Source organism: Nonomuraea typhae (assembly GCF_009760925.1).
GTDB lineage: Bacteria > Actinomycetota > Actinomycetes > Streptosporangiales > Streptosporangiaceae > Nonomuraea > Nonomuraea typhae.
In genome coordinates this window covers 534,127-551,012 of sequence record NZ_VRLV01000005.1, presented here as the reverse complement: position 1 = coordinate 551,012, position 16,886 = coordinate 534,127, and the positions used below count along the sequence as shown (strand labels likewise).

The window sequence follows — 16,886 nt, the reverse complement described above, 5'->3', positions numbered from 1 at the left end:
GTGGGCTTATTGAATGGGCGGCGCTTGCGGCACCCTCGGGTCCACCTTGAATTTGTCGTATTCAGTCTTGCGGGTGTTTCCATCGACCGCAAGAACCCTGTTGAGTTCGTAGAACAAGCGCAGGAGCCGGCCGTCGTCGCCGTTGTTGCGCCAGTAGACGGGACGGATGGAATAGTTTCTGTTCTGCGGCTGGTCCTTGCCTTCCGCCGAGGTCCAGGCTCCTTGGATGGTGGACTCGAACGGGAACTCGTCGCATTCGTAGACGCGCCGGTCCTTGGCCGGAATGGGTACCGGCGGATTGCCGGTCGTGCCCGGTTTCCCGATCTCGGCATTCGTCGTCGTGTATTCGGGGTACAGGTCCTTGCACTGCTTGCGGACCTTGTTGTTGTTCTTGGCGTTCCAGGTCTCGTTGACGGATCTGACCAGGCCGAGGCCCCAGTACCCGGGGACGCTCTTGTTCTCTGCCCACGGCTGCGTCTGTTGCGGCCGATGCAGCGCCGTCCAGATGTGCGACGGGACGTTCCGGTAGGCGGTTTTGACTTCCTGCTTGATGTCGGGCAGGTTCGAGGATTTCATCGGGTCGCCGGGAAGGACCTCGTGCGTCACGTAGACGAGTTTCGCGTGGTCGAACACGCAGCCGCTGCCCACCGTTTTCTTGAAATACTCCGCGGAGTCGCACCGCAGCTGCGGATAGGCGTCGGAGGTGTGGGTGAACTTCACCAGCGGCGTGTCGGCCCTGGTGATTTTCGCGTAGAAGCGCGGGTGGCACCACGAGATCTTGTCCGTGCCCGCGCCGTCCTCCTCGTACGAGGCGAAGACGAACGTGACCTCCTTTCCCGCATCCCATTCCTGCCATTTGGCCTTGTGCGACTGCTGGGAGATCAGCTGGCATCTGGTGCCGGTCTCCGTGGCTTCCTTCATGCCGATCTCGATCTCCGCCCATCGCCGGTAGGCGGTGTTCCCCCTTTCGATGAACGTGAAGTTGTCGAGCGAGATGTCGAAGGCGAAGTTGCGGATGCGCATGGGCACGGTGGGATCGCTGGGCTTGGTGTTCCACGTGAACCCGATGATGGTGGCGTCGGAGTCGAACCCCTCGGCGGCGACGCGGGGACCCGGCCGGAGGTGGGCGCCGAAGGAGCCGATCTTCTGGATGGCGCACCAGGTGTTCCGGCCGGCGTGGAAGCCGCCCGGGGTGCGGAGGGTGGAGTAGACCGGTTCCGAGGGTTTCCGGGCTTCCGCCTCGTTTCTCCAGCAGTGCTCGTAGTGCGGGTTGCCGGCGGTGACGGCCGGAGTGGCCGACCGCGGTTTCGCGGCCTGCTTGGCCGGGGCCGTCGCGGCCGGGGCCGGGGTTTCGACGCCGTCGCGCACGGCCACGATCTCGTCGTTGCTCAGGCTCCTGCCGAAGACCCTGACCTCGTCCAGATCGCCGATCAGCTGGGTGCCCAGTGTCATGGGCGCGTCGGCCGTCCACGCGGGGAAGCCGATCTCCTCGCTCTTGACCAGCTTGCCGTCGAGGTACAGCGACGCGGTGTTGTCCGCGGCGCGGTAGACGCCGGCGAGGTGGAACCACTGGTTCTGCGGCGCCTCGACGCCGGAGAGCACGCCCTGGCGCGCGGCGCCGGCCGTATCGCCTTCCGCCAGGGTGAAGACCAGGCCGTGAGCGGGGTCGTTGCCCAAGTAGAACGGCGCGTTGTGCTGCCCGCCCTGCTGGACGACGGTGTAGGCGCCGTCCTTGTCCGGCCAGCGGACCCAGGCGGCGACCGTGTAGTCCTGGTCGGTGCGCACCACGGGACCGCCGGTGCGGGCAAGCGGCTCCTCGCCCGCGTGGATCAGGTCGACCTTGAGCTGCTGCCAGGGCGACCAGTCCGACGCGGCCGTGGCGGAGACGGCGCGAGCGCGCCATCGCACCAGCCAGCCGTCGGCCAGTTCGCCGTCCGGGAGGGTGACGGACGTCGAGGAACCGGCCGGCACCGCAGGCACGTCACCGGTCCAGATCGCCCCTGAGCCCTGGCCTTCGGGCGCTTCGGGGTCGTGGTGCACCTCGAACTCGGTGGTGAGCGCGTCACCTCGGGGGTCGTCGGGCGTGGCCCACAGGGTCGGCGTCGTCGAGGGCGTCACCGTCTTGCCGCCGCTCTGGTGGGCCGGGGAGACGCGCAGGTCGCCCAGCGTCGGCGCCGACGCCGGCCGCTTGACCGCGAGAGGCGTCCAGGCGGACCAGGCCGAGGTGAGTTCGCCGGCGACGGATCTCACCCGCCAGCGCGTCAGCCAGCCGTCCGTCAGCTTACCGGCGGGCACGGTGACCGACGCCTGCGTTCCCGCGGGCACGCCGTCCACGGCCCCGGCCCAGATCTGCCCTGTCCCCTGGTCACCGGGCGCCGAGGGGTCGTGCTCGATCTCGAACTCGGCCCGCAACGCGCCGCCGGGCGCGTAGGAGGCCGTGGCCCTGAGCGAAGGCGTCAGCACCGGGGTCACCGTACGGCCGTCGACCTGGCTGGAGGGAGAGACCTGCAGGTTCTCCACGCCGGGCTTGGGGATCCGCACGGACAACCGCTGCCAGTCGGACCACGGCGAGGCCGCGCTCGCCGAGACGGCGCGGGCGCGCCAGCGTACGGCCCAGCCGTCGCTCAGCTTCGCCGGGGGTACGGTGACCGCCGCCGTCGAGCCGATCTCGACCCTGTCCAGGCCGGCGGCCCAGATCTGCCCGGCGCCCTGCCCCTCGGGGGCGGAAGGGTCGTGCTCGATCTCGAACTCGGCCTGGACGGGCTCGCCGCGGGGGTCGAGCACCGTGGTGCGCAGTTCGGGCGTCAGCGTCGGGGTGACGCTCACGCCGTCGGCCTGCGCCGATGGGACGACCTGCAGCTCTTCCACCGAGGGGGCGGAATCGGGCTGGTCCACGGTCAGGTGCTGCCAGTCCGACCACGGCGACGCGCTCGTGGCCGTGGTCGCGCGCACGCGCCAGCGCACCTGCCAGCCGTCGGTGAGCTTGCCGGCGGGGACCGTCACCGTCGCCTGCGTCCCCGCGGGGACGTTCTCCGCGGCGCCGGCCCAGATCTGCCCGGCGCCCTGCCCCTCGGAGGCGGAAGGGTCGTGCTCGATCTCGAACTCGGCCCCGAGGGTCCCGCCCGGGGCGTAGGTGACCTGCGCGTACAGGGCCGGGGTCGCAACCGTGGTCACCGTCCGGCCGTCCACCACCTGCGCCGGCGTGACCTGGAACTGGCCCACGCCCGGCCTGGGGACGACGACCTTCACCTGCTGCCACGCGGACCAGGTCGATGACGCCGTCCCCGCCAGGGAGCGTGCGCGCCAGCGCACCTGCCAGCCGTCGGCCAGCTTGCCGGCCGGCACGTTCACCGCGGCGACGGTCCCCGAGGCCACGTTGTCCAGCGCGGTGGCCCAGATCTGGCCGCTGCCCTGTCCCTGGGGCGCGCCGGGATCGTGCTCCAGCTCGAACTCCACCCGCGACGGGGCGGCCTGCGGGTGGGCGATCGACACCCGGAGTTCCGGGGTGACCGTCGAAGTCACCGTGCCGCCGTTGTCACCGGTCGAGGGGACGACCTGCGGCTGGCTGACCGCGGGGTCCCTGGCCGGGTCGAAGACGTCGGTGTTGAACCGCTGCCAGCCCGACCAGGACGGGGTCGAGCCGGGCGTGGTCGCCTTCACCCGGAATTCGTAGGCGGTCTGGTCCAAGAGCCTTCCCGCCGGTATGGTCACCGTCGCCTGGGTGCCGGAGGCGACGTTCGCCACCGAGCCGGACCACACCACGACGTCGTCGCTGTAGCGAGCCACCTCGACCGCGACCGTCGCCGGGCCGCCCAGGGGGTCGGTCACCCGCGCCCGCAACGCCGGCGTCAACGAGGTGGTCACCGTGGCGGTGCCGACGGTCTCGCTCGGCGTGACCTGGAACTGGTCGGTCACCGCCTCGGGCACGTCCGCGGTGAAGTAGCGCCAGCCCGACCAGGCGGGGGTGCTCCCCGGCGTGCTGGCCTTGACCCGCCACTCATACCGCGTCCCGTCCAGCAGCCTTCCCGCCGGTACGGTCACCGTCGCCTGTGTGCCGGAGGCGACGTTCGCCACCGCGCCCGACCACACCACGACGTCGTCGCTGTAGCGAGCCACCTCGACCGCGACCGTCGCCGGGCCGCCCAGGGGGTCGGTCACCCGCGCCCGCAGCGCCGGCGTCAACGACGACGACACGATCTCACCATTGACCACCTGCGACGGCGTCACCTGGAACTCATCCACCACCGCCTCGGGCACGTCCGCGGTGAAGTACTGGTAGGCCGACCATCCGGAAGCCGCGCCGCCGGCGTCCGAGGCGCGCACCTGCCACTCGTACCGCGTGCCGTCCAGCAGTTTGCCTGACGGGACGGTCACCGACGCCTTCGCGCCGGAGGCGACGTTCGCCGCCGAACCCGACCACACGAAGCTGTCGTCGGAGTACTTCAGCACCCGGAACTCCACGGTCGAGGCGCCCCCGGACGGTTCGGTCACGGTGGCGCGCAGGGCCGGTGTCAGCGACCTGGTCACGATGCTGCCGCCGGCGCTCTGGGACGGGTCCACGATGAAGTCGCCGACGGCCGGAACGGCCGCGCTCCTCGCCGTGACCTGCGGTCCTGCCGGGGTGGCGTTCGTCAATGCCTTCCCCGACCTGCCGGTGGTCCATCGGGCGGTGCCGGTCAGGGTGGCGTCGTGGCCGTTCCCCGTGGAGTCGGCGGCAAGGGTGCCCGAGCCTTCGTCCAGCCGCCAGCGAGCGCGTTCCCCGGAGGGCCGGGTGCCCGCTTTCGTGGTGAACGACCAGGAGTACGGCGTCATCACGTTGCCGGTCACGTCTCTCGCCTGGCTCACCTCGGCGGTGTACCGGGTGGAGAAGGTGAACGGCTGAACGGGATCGAAGGTGACCGCGCTCTTGTCCTCGTTGGCGGTCAACCGGCCCGGCACCGCCGTACCCGCTGCGTCCTTGACCGTGAGCTGGACGCCGTCGACGGGCTCGCTGAAGGCGACGCGCACGTCCGTCTCGACGGGCACGTCGGTGGCGTCGGGGATCGGGTTGAGGCCGGCGACCGACGGAGGGGTGTCGGGGCCGGGCGGCACCTCCGGGTCCTGGCTTCCGTCGTAGTAGCCGGGACCGCTGTTCGGATCGCTCATCCACTCCAGTTGTTCCGGGGTCATGTCCGAGGGCGGCTGCAGGGTGGCGGCGTCCACGACCACCTGCGACTCGGAGCGCTCCGCGCCCTCACGCGACTGCTCGTCGTCGACGGCGGGGAACTGCGGGATCGTGTCGGTTTCCCGGGCCTTCAGCGCGGCGATCTCCGAATCGGTGAGCACCTCGGACGGCTTGCGCGACTGGAAGTAGCTCACCCGTTCCATGATCGCGGGCTCGTAGCCGATGACGAGCTTGGGCCCGTGGGAGCCGCCGCTGGGGGTCCATTCCTTCGAGCGGTAGGCCCGCCAGTTCGTCAGGTCGGATTCGTTGCCCGCGGTCAACTGGAATCCGTAGTTGGGCTGGCCGTCCGCCCACGCCTGCGCGATGCCGTTGACGTAGTGGTAGAGGTCCCATTCGTAGTCCATGTATCCGCGGGAACAGCCCGGCAGATAGGCGCCGTACTCCGTGTTGGCGGCCTCGCCGGTGACGGCCGGCTGGTTGTTCCAGGTGAGCGTGGAGACGTCCCAGCGTTGCGTGACCCTGCGCGCGGTGATTCCCGAGCCGACCCTTTCCCCGCAGTCGTTGGAGGCGATGTTCCACAGGATGAGGTCGGCGTTCGTCACCCGGCCGCCGCGCAGCGGGGAGTCCTCCGGGATCTCCTCGAAGCGGATGTAGGTGCGCCAGCGCACGGATCCGCTGTTGGTCTTCCCCGCTTGCAGGTGGTAGGCGCCGCTGTTGGCATAGCCGTCCTGGTAGGCGGAGTTGTTGACGAACGTGTCGTTGCCCACGGGCAGTTGCGTCCAGTCGGAGGCCACCGCGGACAGTGTGACGGGGTAGGTCACGCCCGGATCGCGCAGGAACCGCGGGTCGGGAACGAACGTCAGGACCTGGCCGGTGCCGGTGTTCTCCACCGTGGCGGCGGCTTTGCCGACGCGCCCCTCCTCGCCGGCGCTCAGATCCGCGCCGGCGTCGACCACGAGCGGGGCCGGGAGCTCTCTGTCGTCCTTGGCGGCGCTGTCGTGAAGGGCGAGCTTGCCCGAGGCGGCCTTGCCGAAGGACAGAGTGGACGGAAGCCGGACCGGGACCCGGAGCTTCAGCGGGCCGGCGGGGCGCTGCCGTATGACGATCTGCTGCCGGAAGCCGCTGGGTGTCGCGGTGACGACCAGGTCGATGCCGGGCGCGTAGGCGTTGGCGTACTCGGCCCGGTTGCCCGTCAGCTTCGGAGCGGGCAGGTCCTTCGGGCCGAAGAGCTTGAGGTTTCCGCTCGACATGGTGAGCAGTTCGGGGCCGCCGCCGGCGGACAGGGCGAGGCCCGCTTTGGTGGCGCGGGGGCTGATGCCGTTCTCACCGGAGATCAGCGTGGTGTCCACGGGCCGCCACTGGCCCGCTTGTTTGACGCGCACGGGATCCGCGGTGAACTCCGTGGTCAGCGTGGTGCCGTCGCTGTTGGCGTAGGTCGTCGAGCTTTCCGTGTGCAGGCTCGGGATTTCGGTCTGCCGGCCGGCGCTCTTCGCCTCCGACTGGGCTTTGGTGATCGCCGTGGAAGGGTCGGGGGCGGCGGCCGCGGCGGCTGAGGGGGTCGCGGAGAGTGGCGCGGTTACTGCCGATAACACGACAATAACGCAGAGTAATCGAAGGAGGTTCACATTCACCTTCCGGCACGAGGGGGCGAGCAGGGGTCAGTGCCGGCCCCCGTGAACGAGACGATCCATACATATGTCCGCGCCGTTGTCCGGGCCAGGTCACACGGTGTTCGGAACAGTTCCGGACACGCCTAGCGGGAGCGGAAGGTACGGCGGTAGCCGTCCGGGGGCACGCCGACAGCCCGGTTGAAATGGCGGCGGAGCGTTGCCGCCGTCCCCATCCCCGTGGCCGCGGCGATGGCGTCCACGCCGTCGTCGGTGGTCTCCAGGAGTTCCTGGGCCCGCCGGATCCGCTGGGTCAGCAACCATTGCAGCGGCGTGGTGCCCGTCATCGCCCTGAAGTGCCGCCCCAGGTGACGTGAGCTCATGTTCGCCTGCCGGGCCAGATCCTCCACGGTCAAGGGCTGATCCAGCCGCCGAGACGCCCAGGCGAGCAGGGCGCTGAGGGGATGGTCGGCCTGTTCCGGCACCGGTGTCGCGACGAACTGAGCCTGCCCGCCGGGCCGATGCGGGGGCACGACCAGCCGCCGGGCCACCGCGTTGGCGACGGCCGAGCCGTGGTCGAGGCGGACCAGGTGCAGGCACAGGTCCATCGCGGCCGCCTTCCCCGCGGAGGTGAGGACGCTGCCGTTGTCGACGTAGAGCACGTCCGGGTCGACCTCGACCCGGGGGTAGCGGGCGGCCAGGTCCTCGGCGTGCGCCCAGTGGGTGGTGGCGCGGCGGCCGTCCAGCAGGCCGGCGGCGGCCAGGATGAACGCGCCCGTGCAGAGCGAGGCCACGCGCGCGCCGGCCTCGTGTGCCGCGCGCACGGCGGCGACCAGGTCGGCCGGCGGCTCCAGGTCCACGTCGCCCCAGCCGGGGACGATCACCGTGTCGGCCTCCGCGAGCCGGTCGAGCCCGCAGTCGGGTTCGAGGGTGAAGCGGGCGCCGGGCCGTACCACGCCGGATCCGCAGACGACGAGGTCGTACCAGCTCGCGACCGGAGCCGGCGGGGCGGAGCTGAAGAGCTCGTAGGCCAGGGCCAGTTCGAAGTGCAGGATCCCGTCGGCGACGGCCAGCGCGACTGTGTTCACGTCCGAAATTGTACGCATCATGTCGTTCCGGACACTCGTCCGGCTAAGGGGACCGCCGCGACGATAGCCCCATGGAAAGAACAGCCGTCTTCGGCGCCTACGGGCACACGGGCCGATTCGTCGTGGCAGAACTGCAGAAGCGCGGATTCGCCCCTATCGCGGCCGGTCGGGACGGCGGCAAACTCCGCGACCTGGCGGCCGGCAACCCCGGCCTCGACGTACGGCGGGCGTCGGCGGACGACCCCGGCTCCCTCGACCAGGCGCTGAAAGGGGCGGACGCGGTGATCAACTGCGCCGGTCCCTTCGCCGACACGGCCGGCCCCGTGATCGAGGCGGCGTTGCGCGCCGAGATCCCCTACGTGGACGTCGCGGCCGAGATCGAGGCCAACCTCGACACCTTCGAGCTCTTCGGCGCCCGCGCCCGCGACGAGGGCGCCGTGGTCGTGCCCGCGATGGCCTTCTACGGCGGGCTGGGCGACCTGCTGGCCACCGCCGCGATGGGCGAGTGGACCGAAGCGGACGAGGCGCACATCGCGTACGGCCTGGCCAGCTGGCACCCCACGACCGGCACGAGGGCGGCCGGCGCGGTCTCCCGCCGGCGGCGCGGCGGCCGGCGCGTCCGCTACACCGGCGGCCGCCTGGAGTACCGCGACGACGAGCCGCCGGCCCTGACCTGGCCGTTCCCCGAGCCGATGGGCACGCGTGCGGTCATCGGGGAGTTCAGCATGGCCGACGTCGTGGCGATCCCCAGCCACCTGCGCATCCCGGAGGTCCGCACGTACATGACGGTCGAGGCGGCCAGGGACGTGTCCTCCCCGGACACGCCGCCGCCGGTCGCGGTTGACGAAAGCGGGCGCTCCGGGCAGTCGTTCGTCGTGGACGTCGTCGTGCGCAACGGCTCCGCGCAGCGCCGGGCCGTGGCCTACGGCCAGGACATCTACGCCGTCAGCGCCCCGCTCGCGGTGGAGGCCGTCCACCGGATCCGCACCGGCAGGACGAAGACCACCGGCGTCGCCTCGGCGGGCGAGATCTTCGACGCGCCGGACTTCCTGAAGGCGCTTTCGCCCCACATCACGGTGGAGCTGCCATGACCATGCGCGCCATGAGCCAGGACGTCCTCGGCGGCCACGGGTGCTGAAGGGGGTCCACCGGTAAGATCGCGCTCCCCCCGAAGGCCCCATTTGTCGGGGAATGGGCGGGCGAAGGTGTCCAGAGCCGGTCTACCTGGGTAACAAGGCTGGCGCGGGAACGGTCCTTGGGCGAAGATGACGCGGTGGGATCCCCCTTGCGGAATTTATTCGTCGACGGACCCAATTCCGTCGCGGCGAAGGCGCGAGCGCGCCGCTGGCGTTGGGTGGCGGAGAGCTTTCCCCACCTCAGCCAGATGAACGTCATCGACCTCGGCGGCACCGCCACAGCGTGGATGCGTGCCCCGATCAAGCCGGCCAGCGTGCACGTCATCAACCTGGCCCACGACGACCAGGAACTGCCCGACTGGCTCAGGACCGAGGTGGGCGACGCCTGTGACCTGCCCAAACGCATCCTGGGCAGCGGGTACGACCTGGTCTTCTCCAACGCGGTCATCGAGCACGTGGGCGGGTACGCCCGGCGGCAGGCGTTCGCGGACTCCGTGCACTCGCTGGCCGGGAGGTTCTGGGTGCAGACGCCCTACAGGTACTTCCCGGTCGAGCCGCATGTGCTCTTCCCCTTCTACCAGTTCCTCCCCGTGACCACGCGGGCGCGGATCAACCGGTTCTGGCCGCTGGTGCACACCAAGGCCCGCGACCGGCCGACCGCGCTGCAGGACGCGCTGGAGATCGAGCTGATCGGGCGGGCGGAAATGGCGTTGCTGTTCCCGGGCGCACGGATGCGGGCGGAGCGGGTCGCGGGCCTGACCAAGTCGCTGATCGCGATCAGGGCGTGACGGTATCGGTCGGCCTGGTCGGTTCCGGCCCGTGGGCGCGGGCATTCCACGCGCCGGTCTTCGCGGCCGGCCCGGAGACGCGGCTGGCGGGCGTCTGGTCGCCCGACCCGGGGCACGCCGCGCGCGTGGGCGCGCCGGTGTTCGCCTCGTTCGAGCGGCTTTTGGAACGTTGCGACGCGGTGGTCTTCGCCGTGCCGCCGGACGTTCAGGCTGTGCTGGCCGTCGAGGCGGCGCGGGCGGGCCGGGCCGTACTGCTGGAGAAACCGCTCGCGCTGGACGTGTCGTCGGCGGAGAACCTGGCCGCGGAGATCGAGCGCGCGGGCGTGCCGAGCATGCTCACGCTGACCAGCCGCTTCCGGCCCGGCGTGCGGGCGTTCCTCCGCGAGTGCGGAAGGACCAGCCTGTACGGCGGGCGGGCGTGCCAGCTGACCAACGAGTTCCGCGACGGCACGTTCGCCCACAGCCCCTGGCGGGAACGGGCAGGGGTCCTCTACAACACCGGGCCCCATGGGCTCGACCTCCTCGACGCCGCCCTCGGCACGATCAAGGAGGTCAGGTCGGCCGGCGACGGGCTGCTGGCGGTGACCTGCCTGCACGAGGGCGGCGCGATCAGCCAGCTCACGCTGTCCGGGCGGATACCCGGGACGGGCAAGCGCACGATCTACGAGCTGTACGGCCCGCACGGCGAGCTCCGGCTGGACCTGGCCGACCTGGCCGGGGACCACGAGCCGACCAGGGCCACGCTGCGCGCGGAGTTCGCCGAGGCCGTGCGGGAGTGGCGGCCCCACGCCATCGACGTGCACCGCGGCCTGCACCTCCAACGGCTCCTGGCCGCGGTCAAGACCGTGTAACGGGAGCACGGACCGGCCGATTACCTAAAGCTGACCAGGGAGGGTTTGTGGGGGATTCGGTCATCAACTTAACCGTGCACGGCATCGGCCCGACCTGCCGGACGCTCGACCCGGGCGAGGACCTGACCTGGGTGAGCGTGGAACGTTTCGAGCAGGTGATGGACGCGGTGGTGAACCGGCCCGAGGTGCGGATCACCTTCGACGACGGCAACGCCTCCGACGTGGAGATCGCGCTGCCCCGGCTGCTGGAGCGCGGGCTGGACGCGGAGTTCTTCGTGCTGGCCGGGGAACTCGGCAAGCCGGGCAGGCTGGACGAGGACGGCGTGCGCACGCTCGTCGCCTCCGGCATGCGGGTCGGCTCGCACGGCTGGGCGCACCGCGACTGGCGGGGCATCTCCCCCCGCGAGGCCGAGCAGGAGCTGACCGAGGCGCACCAGGTCCTGACCAAGGTGTCGGGACGCCGGGTCACCAGGGTGGCGATCCCGTTCGGCTCCTACGACCGGCGGGTGCTGGCCCGGCTCAGGACCGCCGGCGTCACCCGCGCCTACACCAGCGACGGCGGCCGGGCCCGGCCGGGCGACTGGCTGCAGGCGCGCACCAGCCTCAAGCACGACCTGGACGCCGCCTGGATCGAGCGGACGCTGCTCGGGCACGTGTCCGTGCGGGATCTGGGCGCCCGGCTCTACAAGAGGATGCGCTGATGAAGCGGGTCGCGGTGGTGATCGTCACCTACAACAGCGCGGACGTCGTCGGCGGCTGCCTGGCCTCGATCGTGGCGGGCTCGGAGGGCGTCAAGCTCATCGACGTCGTGGTGGCCGACAACGCCTCCAAGGACGACAGCGTGGCCATCGCCAGGGACGGCGGCGCCCGGGTCGTGGAGGTCGGCTCGAACGCCGGGTACGCGGCGGGGATCAACGCCGCCGTGGCCGCGCTCGACCTGGACGAACTGGACTGCGTCTACGTCATCAACCCCGACTGCCGGCTGCGGCCCGGCTCGATCCTGCCGCTGGCCGAGGCCGCCTGGCGGGGGATCGCCGTGCCGTACATGGTGAACCCGGACGGCTCGCTGCAGCCGTCGTTGCGGCGGATGCCGTCGCTGGGCCGGGCGGTGGTGGAGGCGGCCATCGGCGGGCTCAGGGCGGGGCGGATCGGCAAGCTCGGCGAGCTGGTGACGCACCCGAGCGAGTACGTGCAGGCGCGTGAGGTCGCCTGGGCGACGGGCGCGGCGATGTGCATGTCGGCCCGGATGCTGGCCGAGCTCGGGCCGTGGGAGGAGTCGTTCCTGCTCTACAGCGAGGAGACCGAGTACTGCCTGCGGGCCCGCGACCACGGCTGGGCCACCTGGTACGAGCCGGCGTCGGTGATCGAGCACATCGGCGGCGACTCCGCGGTCAACCCGTCGCTGGCGGCGCTGCTGATGATCAACAAGGTGCGGCTGTTCCGGCGCCGGCGCGGGGCGCTGGCCGGGGGGCTGTACTTCCTGGTCGTGCTGCTGGGTGAGCTGGCGCGGGCGGCGACCGGGCGCAAGACCTCGCGCAAGTGCGTGGCCTGGCTGCTGCGGCCCTCGCTGCGGTGGAAGAGCCTGCCGCGATGAGGGTTCCGCCGCTGCACGTGCTGCCGTTTCACGAGCTGCCGGCGGCCGAGCTCGAGCGCTGGCGCGAGCTGCGGGCGGGCAATCCCGCGCTGGACAGCCCCTACTTCCATCCGGGCTTCGCCGCGGCCGTGCACGCCAGCGGCCATCCCGTGCGGGTGGCGGTGGCCGACGACGTGCTCATGGCCGGTCATCTGATCGGCTCGACGCTGCGACCCGTGGGCTGGCCGGGCGCGGACTTCCAGGGGCCGCTGCTGGCGCCCGGGGCCGCGTTCGACCCGGTCAGGCTGCTGGGCAAGGGGGTCACCGGGTTCGCCTTCGATCACCTGGTGGACGGGATGCCCGGGTTCGACCGGTGGACGGTCACCCGGCGGGCCTCGCCGTACCTCGACGTGCGCGGCGGGATGGACGGCTACCTCGCGCGCGCCTCGAAGGCGGGCAAGGAGAACATGGGCCAGGCGCGCAGGCGGGCCGGCAAGGCCGGGCGGGAGCTGGGCGAGGTGCGCTTCGCCGCCGACTCGCTCGACGAGGGCGCGCTGGCGCGGGTGATCGAGCTCAAGCGGGCCCAGTACGCGGCGACGGGCGCGCGGGACTACTTCGCCGAGCCCGACCGCACCGACCTGCTCAAGCTGCTGCTGCACACCCGCGAGCCGGACTTCGCGGGCATCCTGTCGACGCTGCACGCGGGGCCGCACCTGCTGGCCGCGCACTTCGGGATGCGCGCGGGCGGGGTGCTGCACTGGTGGTTCCCGGTCTACGACCCGGCGCACGCCAAGCTGGCGCCGGGCTGGATCCTGCTGCGCGAGCTGGTGCTGGCCGCGCCGTCCCTGGGCATCGAGCGCATCGACCTGGGCCGGGGCGACGACGAGTACAAACGCCGGGCCAAGACCGGCGAGACCACGGTCGGCCAGGGCCTGGTGACCCGCAATCCGGTACGGCGGGCCGCCCGCGCCGCGCTGGAGCGGGCCAGGCCCACGCTGAGCAGGGTGAAGCGGCGCCTAACGTAGCTTGCGTTCCAGGGGCCGTTCGACGAAGCGGTAGAGCAGCCACGCGGCGAGCATCGCGACCGCCAGCATGACCGCGACGGCGACCAGCACGACCGGCACCGGCCGATCCGTGCCGACCAGCCGTTGCAGCACCCGGATGACCGGCTGATGGACCAGGTAGAAGGCGAAGGAGATCTCCCCGAGCCACACCATGGGCCGCGAGGCCAGGAAGGAGGCCCGCGTGCCGAAGGCGTCGCTGGCCGCCGCGGCGCCGATCAGCAGCGCGAACGGCCCGGCCGTCCAGGCCACCCATCCCCAGCGCTCCCAGACGAACGGCACGGTCGCGTAGGCGGCCAGCGCGATCACCGCCGCCGTGGTGAGCCCGGGCCCACGCCAGCGCCCGGCGGCGACCAGCAGGGCCACGACGATGCCCAGCGCGAACTCCAGCGCCCGCGTGACCGGAAATATCCAGACAAACCAGTAGGCCAGGTCGTCCGGCAGCAGCATCGACACCAGCGGCACCGCCCAGATCCCCGCCAGCAGCCCCAGCGCCGCCCAGCCGAGCCGATGCCCGGGGATGCGCCGCAGCAGGGGCAGCAGCAGCGGGAAGGCGGCGTAGAAGGCGAGTTCCCCCGAAAGCGACCAGGCCGGGGTGTTGCCGGCGAAGTAATACTCCGGTGCCGGCACCCAGCTCTGCAGCAGCACCAGCCCGCTCAGCGAGGGCCCGATGGAGACGGCCGCCCCCGAGACGGCCAGCAACGCCAGGACGGCCAGCCAGGTGAGGACGTGGTTGGGCAGGACGCGGGCGGCACGCCGCCGCCAGAAGACGCCCGCGGTGGTGCCGGGCCGGGCCGACCAGGTCAGCACCATCCCGGACAGGACGAAGAAGAAGGGGACCCCGGCGGCGCCCGCCGAGAAGAGGGCGGACAGCACCGCCTTGAGGGCCGGGTCAGTGGTCAGCCCGGCGGCATGAATATGGAAACCGAAGACCGCGAAGGCGGCTATCCACCGTAACCCGGTCAGCGAATCCAGCCTCTTGCGAGTTTCCACGAGCTCGCTCACCACCCGTAATTATCACGATCTCTCGTAACGTTCCAAGTGATGCCGTCGATATCGAGACGTGGGCGGGGGGTTGCGCTGCCCTGCTTATCTGGAGGGCAGATGAGAATCAGCGTCTTCGGCCTTGGATACGTCGGCTGTGTGTCCGCCGCGTGCCTGGCCTCGATGGGCCATGAGGTCATCGGCGTGGACGTGAACCCGGACAAGGTGGCGCTCGTCGCGGGCGGGCACGCGCCCGTCGTCGAGGAGCGCATCGGCGAGCTGACCAGGGAGGTCGTCCAGGACGGCAGGCTGCGGGCCACCACCGACGCGGCGGCGGCCGTGGCGGCCAGCGACGTCTCGCTGGTCTGCGTGGGCACGCCGTCGGCGGCCAACGGCAGCCTGTCCACGGTCTTCCTGGAGCGGGTGGCCGAGCAGATCGGCCGGGCGATCGACGGCGAGCGCCGGCACACGGTGGTCTTCCGCAGCACGATGCTGCCCGGCACCTGCGCCGACCTGCTGATCCCGATCCTGGAGCGGGCTTCCGGGCTGAAGGCGGGCGTGCATTTCGGGGTCGCGGTGAACCCCGAGTTCCTGCGCGAGGGGTCCAGCGTGCGGGACTTCTTCGACCCGCCGAAAACGGTGATCGGGGAATCCGATCACGAGACGGGCGAGCTGGTCGCGGCGTTATACCGGGAGTTGCCGGGCGAGGTGTTCAGGGTGCCGATTCCTGTCGCCGAGATGACGAAATATGCCGACAATGCTTTCCACGCGGTGAAAATTGGCTTCGCCAATGAGATCGGCGCCGTCTCCCGGGCCCTGGGCATCGACTCCCATCAGGTCATGGACGTCTTCCTGGCCGACCGCAAACTCAACGTCTCCCCCGCCTACCTGCGCCCCGGCTTCGCCTTCGGTGGCTCCTGCCTGCCCAAGGACCTGCGCGGCCTGGTGTACGCCGCGCGCCGCGCGGACGTCTCGGTGCCGCTGCTCTCGCACGTGCTGCCCGCCAACGAGGCCCACCTGCACCGCGCCCTCGACCTGGTCATGAGCGCCGACAAGCGGCGCGTCGGCATGTTCGGCCTGTCGTTCAAGCCCGGCACCGACGACCTGCGCGAGAGCCCCCTGGTCGAACTGGCAGAACGCCTCCTCGGCAAGGGCTACGACCTGCGCATCTACGACGCCAACGTCACCCTGTCCCGCCTCATGGGCGCCAACCGCGCCTACGTCGAACAGCGCCTGCCGCACCTGGCCGACCTGCTCACCGACGACGCGCAAGCCGTCCTCGACCACGCCGAGGTGTGCGTGGCCGGCTGCAAGGACCCAGCGGTGCTGGACGTGCTCGAGCGCGCCGGCGACCGCCCGGTCATCGACCTCGTCCGCCTCCCCGACGCCGAGCGGCGCCGGGCTCACCCTGGATACGTGGGCCTTGCCTGGTAGAAGAGCGCTGATTCTGGTCGAGAACCTGTCCGTGCCGATGGACCGGCGCGTCTGGCAGGAGAGCACGACGCTGCGCGACGCGGGCTGGGAGGTGCACGTCATCTGCCCGCAGGGCACCAAGCAGGACACCGAGCCGTACACGGTGATCGACGGCATCACCATCCACCGCTACCCCCTGACCGCGGCCACCGGCGGCCCTCAGGGCTACCTCAAGGAGTACGGCACCGCCCTCTGGCACACCTTCCGCCTGGCCAGACGGGTCGGCCCGGTCCACGTGGTGCACGGCTGCAACCCGCCCGACTTCTTCTTTCTCGTCGCCCTCCTGGCCAAGCTACGCTGGCGCAGCCGCTACGTCTTCGACCAGCACGACCTCATCCCCGAGCTGTACGAATCCCGCTTCAGCCGCGGCCGCGACCTGCTCTACAAGGTCGTGTGCCTGCTGGAGAAGGCCACCTACCGGGTCGCCGACGTGGTCATCGCCACCAACGAGTCCTACCGGCAGGTCGCGCTCACCCGCGGCCGCAAGCGCCCCGAGGACGTCTTCGTAGTGCGCAGCGCACCCGTCGTCGAGCGCTTCCACCAGGTGCCCGCCGAGCCCGCGCTCAAGAAGGGCAAGCCGCACCTGCTGTGCTACCTCGGCGTCATGGGACCCCAGGACGGCGTCGACTACGCGCTGCGCGCCCTGGCCAAGCTCCGCGACGAGCAGCAGCGCGGCGACTGGCACGCGGTCTTCGTCGGCGGCGGCGACACCTTCGAGGCCATGGTCGAGCTGTCCGGGAAGCTCAGGCTGGACGGGATGGTGGAGTTCACCGGCCGCATCCCCGACGCCGACCTGCTGCGCTATCTGTCCACGGCGGACGTCTGCCTGGCGCCCGACCCGCTCAACCCGCTCAACGACGTCTCCACGATGAACAAGATCATGGAGTACATGGCGATGTCCCGGCCGATCGTCTCCTTCGACCTGCGCGAGGCTCGGGTGTCGGCGGGCGAGGCGGCCGTGTACGCGCCGCCCAACGACGAGTCGGAGTTCGCCAAGCTCATCGGGCTGCTGCTGGACGACCCGGATGAGCGGCGCAGAATGGGCGAGATCGGGCAGGCCAGGGTGTCCGGTCCGCTGTCCTGGGCGAACTCGCGCACCGCGCTGGTGGCCGCCTACGAGGCGGCCGCCGCCCGGTCATGACGTCACGTGCACCTGACGTC

Annotated in this window: 11 protein-coding genes; 8 read left to right on the top strand and 3 right to left on the bottom strand. The window is 71.1% G+C overall.

All coding sequences use genetic code 11. The annotated features are described in order from the left end of the window. Window positions 1-6: 6 nt before the first annotated feature. Window positions 7-6,756, bottom strand: a complete 6,750-nt coding sequence (locus FVE25_RS22030) for a DNRLRE domain-containing protein (RefSeq protein ID WP_157248887.1) — start codon at window positions 6,754-6,756, stop codon at window positions 7-9. A gap of 161 nt (window positions 6,757-6,917) precedes the next feature. Then, window positions 6,918-7,859, bottom strand: a complete 942-nt coding sequence (locus tag FVE25_RS22025; protein ID WP_246267276.1) for a helix-turn-helix domain-containing protein — start codon at window positions 7,857-7,859, stop codon at window positions 6,918-6,920. A 71-nt stretch (window positions 7,860-7,930) separates the two neighbouring features. Here FVE25_RS22025 and FVE25_RS22020 point away from each other — a divergent pair, with 71 nt between their 5' ends. From FVE25_RS22020 to FVE25_RS21995, 6 genes are all read left to right on the top strand, one after another. Then, window positions 7,931-8,950 carry a saccharopine dehydrogenase family protein gene (locus FVE25_RS22020; protein ID WP_157248885.1) on the top strand — a complete coding sequence of 340 codons (1,020 nt, stop codon included), beginning with the start codon at window positions 7,931-7,933 and terminating at the stop codon, window positions 8,948-8,950. A gap of 293 nt (window positions 8,951-9,243) precedes the next feature. Next, a complete protein-coding gene (locus tag FVE25_RS22015) occupies window positions 9,244-9,783 on the top strand; it encodes a class I SAM-dependent methyltransferase (protein WP_219825597.1) in 540 nt (179 codons plus the stop codon). Further along, window positions 9,780-10,634 carry a Gfo/Idh/MocA family protein gene (locus FVE25_RS22010; RefSeq protein ID WP_157248884.1) on the top strand — a complete coding sequence of 285 codons (855 nt, stop codon included), beginning with the start codon at window positions 9,780-9,782 and terminating at the stop codon, window positions 10,632-10,634. Before FVE25_RS22015 ends, FVE25_RS22010 begins: the two co-directional genes overlap by 4 nt. 47 nt (window positions 10,635-10,681) lie before the next feature. Continuing rightward, window positions 10,682-11,335, top strand: a complete 654-nt coding sequence (locus tag FVE25_RS22005; RefSeq protein ID WP_157248883.1) for a polysaccharide deacetylase family protein — start codon at window positions 10,682-10,684, stop codon at window positions 11,333-11,335. Next, window positions 11,335-12,228: a glycosyltransferase family 2 protein gene (locus FVE25_RS22000; RefSeq protein WP_157248882.1), complete on the top strand. Its 894-nt coding sequence runs from the start codon at window positions 11,335-11,337 to the stop codon at window positions 12,226-12,228. The genes FVE25_RS22005 and FVE25_RS22000 overlap by 1 nt, the downstream gene beginning before the upstream one ends. After that, on the top strand, window positions 12,225-13,232 hold the full coding sequence (locus tag FVE25_RS21995; protein WP_157248881.1) for a GNAT family N-acetyltransferase: 1,008 nt from the start codon (window positions 12,225-12,227) through the stop codon (window positions 13,230-13,232). The genes FVE25_RS22000 and FVE25_RS21995 overlap by 4 nt, the downstream gene beginning before the upstream one ends. Here FVE25_RS21995 and FVE25_RS21990 read toward each other — a convergent pair. After that, window positions 13,224-14,273 (bottom strand): acyltransferase family protein, encoded by a 1,050-nt coding sequence (locus FVE25_RS21990; protein WP_157248880.1) that lies wholly within the window; start codon window positions 14,271-14,273, stop codon window positions 13,224-13,226. The genes FVE25_RS21995 and FVE25_RS21990 overlap by 9 nt on opposite strands. 99 nt (window positions 14,274-14,372) lie before the next feature. On the opposite strand from FVE25_RS21990, the gene FVE25_RS21985 reads away from it, so the two are divergent. Together FVE25_RS21985 and FVE25_RS21980 are read left to right on the top strand one after the other, a co-directional pair. Next, window positions 14,373-15,686 (top strand): nucleotide sugar dehydrogenase, encoded by a 1,314-nt coding sequence (locus FVE25_RS21985; RefSeq protein ID WP_157248879.1) that lies wholly within the window; start codon window positions 14,373-14,375, stop codon window positions 15,684-15,686. Further along, a complete protein-coding gene (locus FVE25_RS21980; RefSeq protein ID WP_157248878.1) occupies window positions 15,676-16,866 on the top strand; it encodes a glycosyltransferase family 4 protein in 1,191 nt (396 codons plus the stop codon). Before FVE25_RS21985 ends, FVE25_RS21980 begins: the two co-directional genes overlap by 11 nt. Window positions 16,867-16,886: the final 20 nt, after the last annotated feature.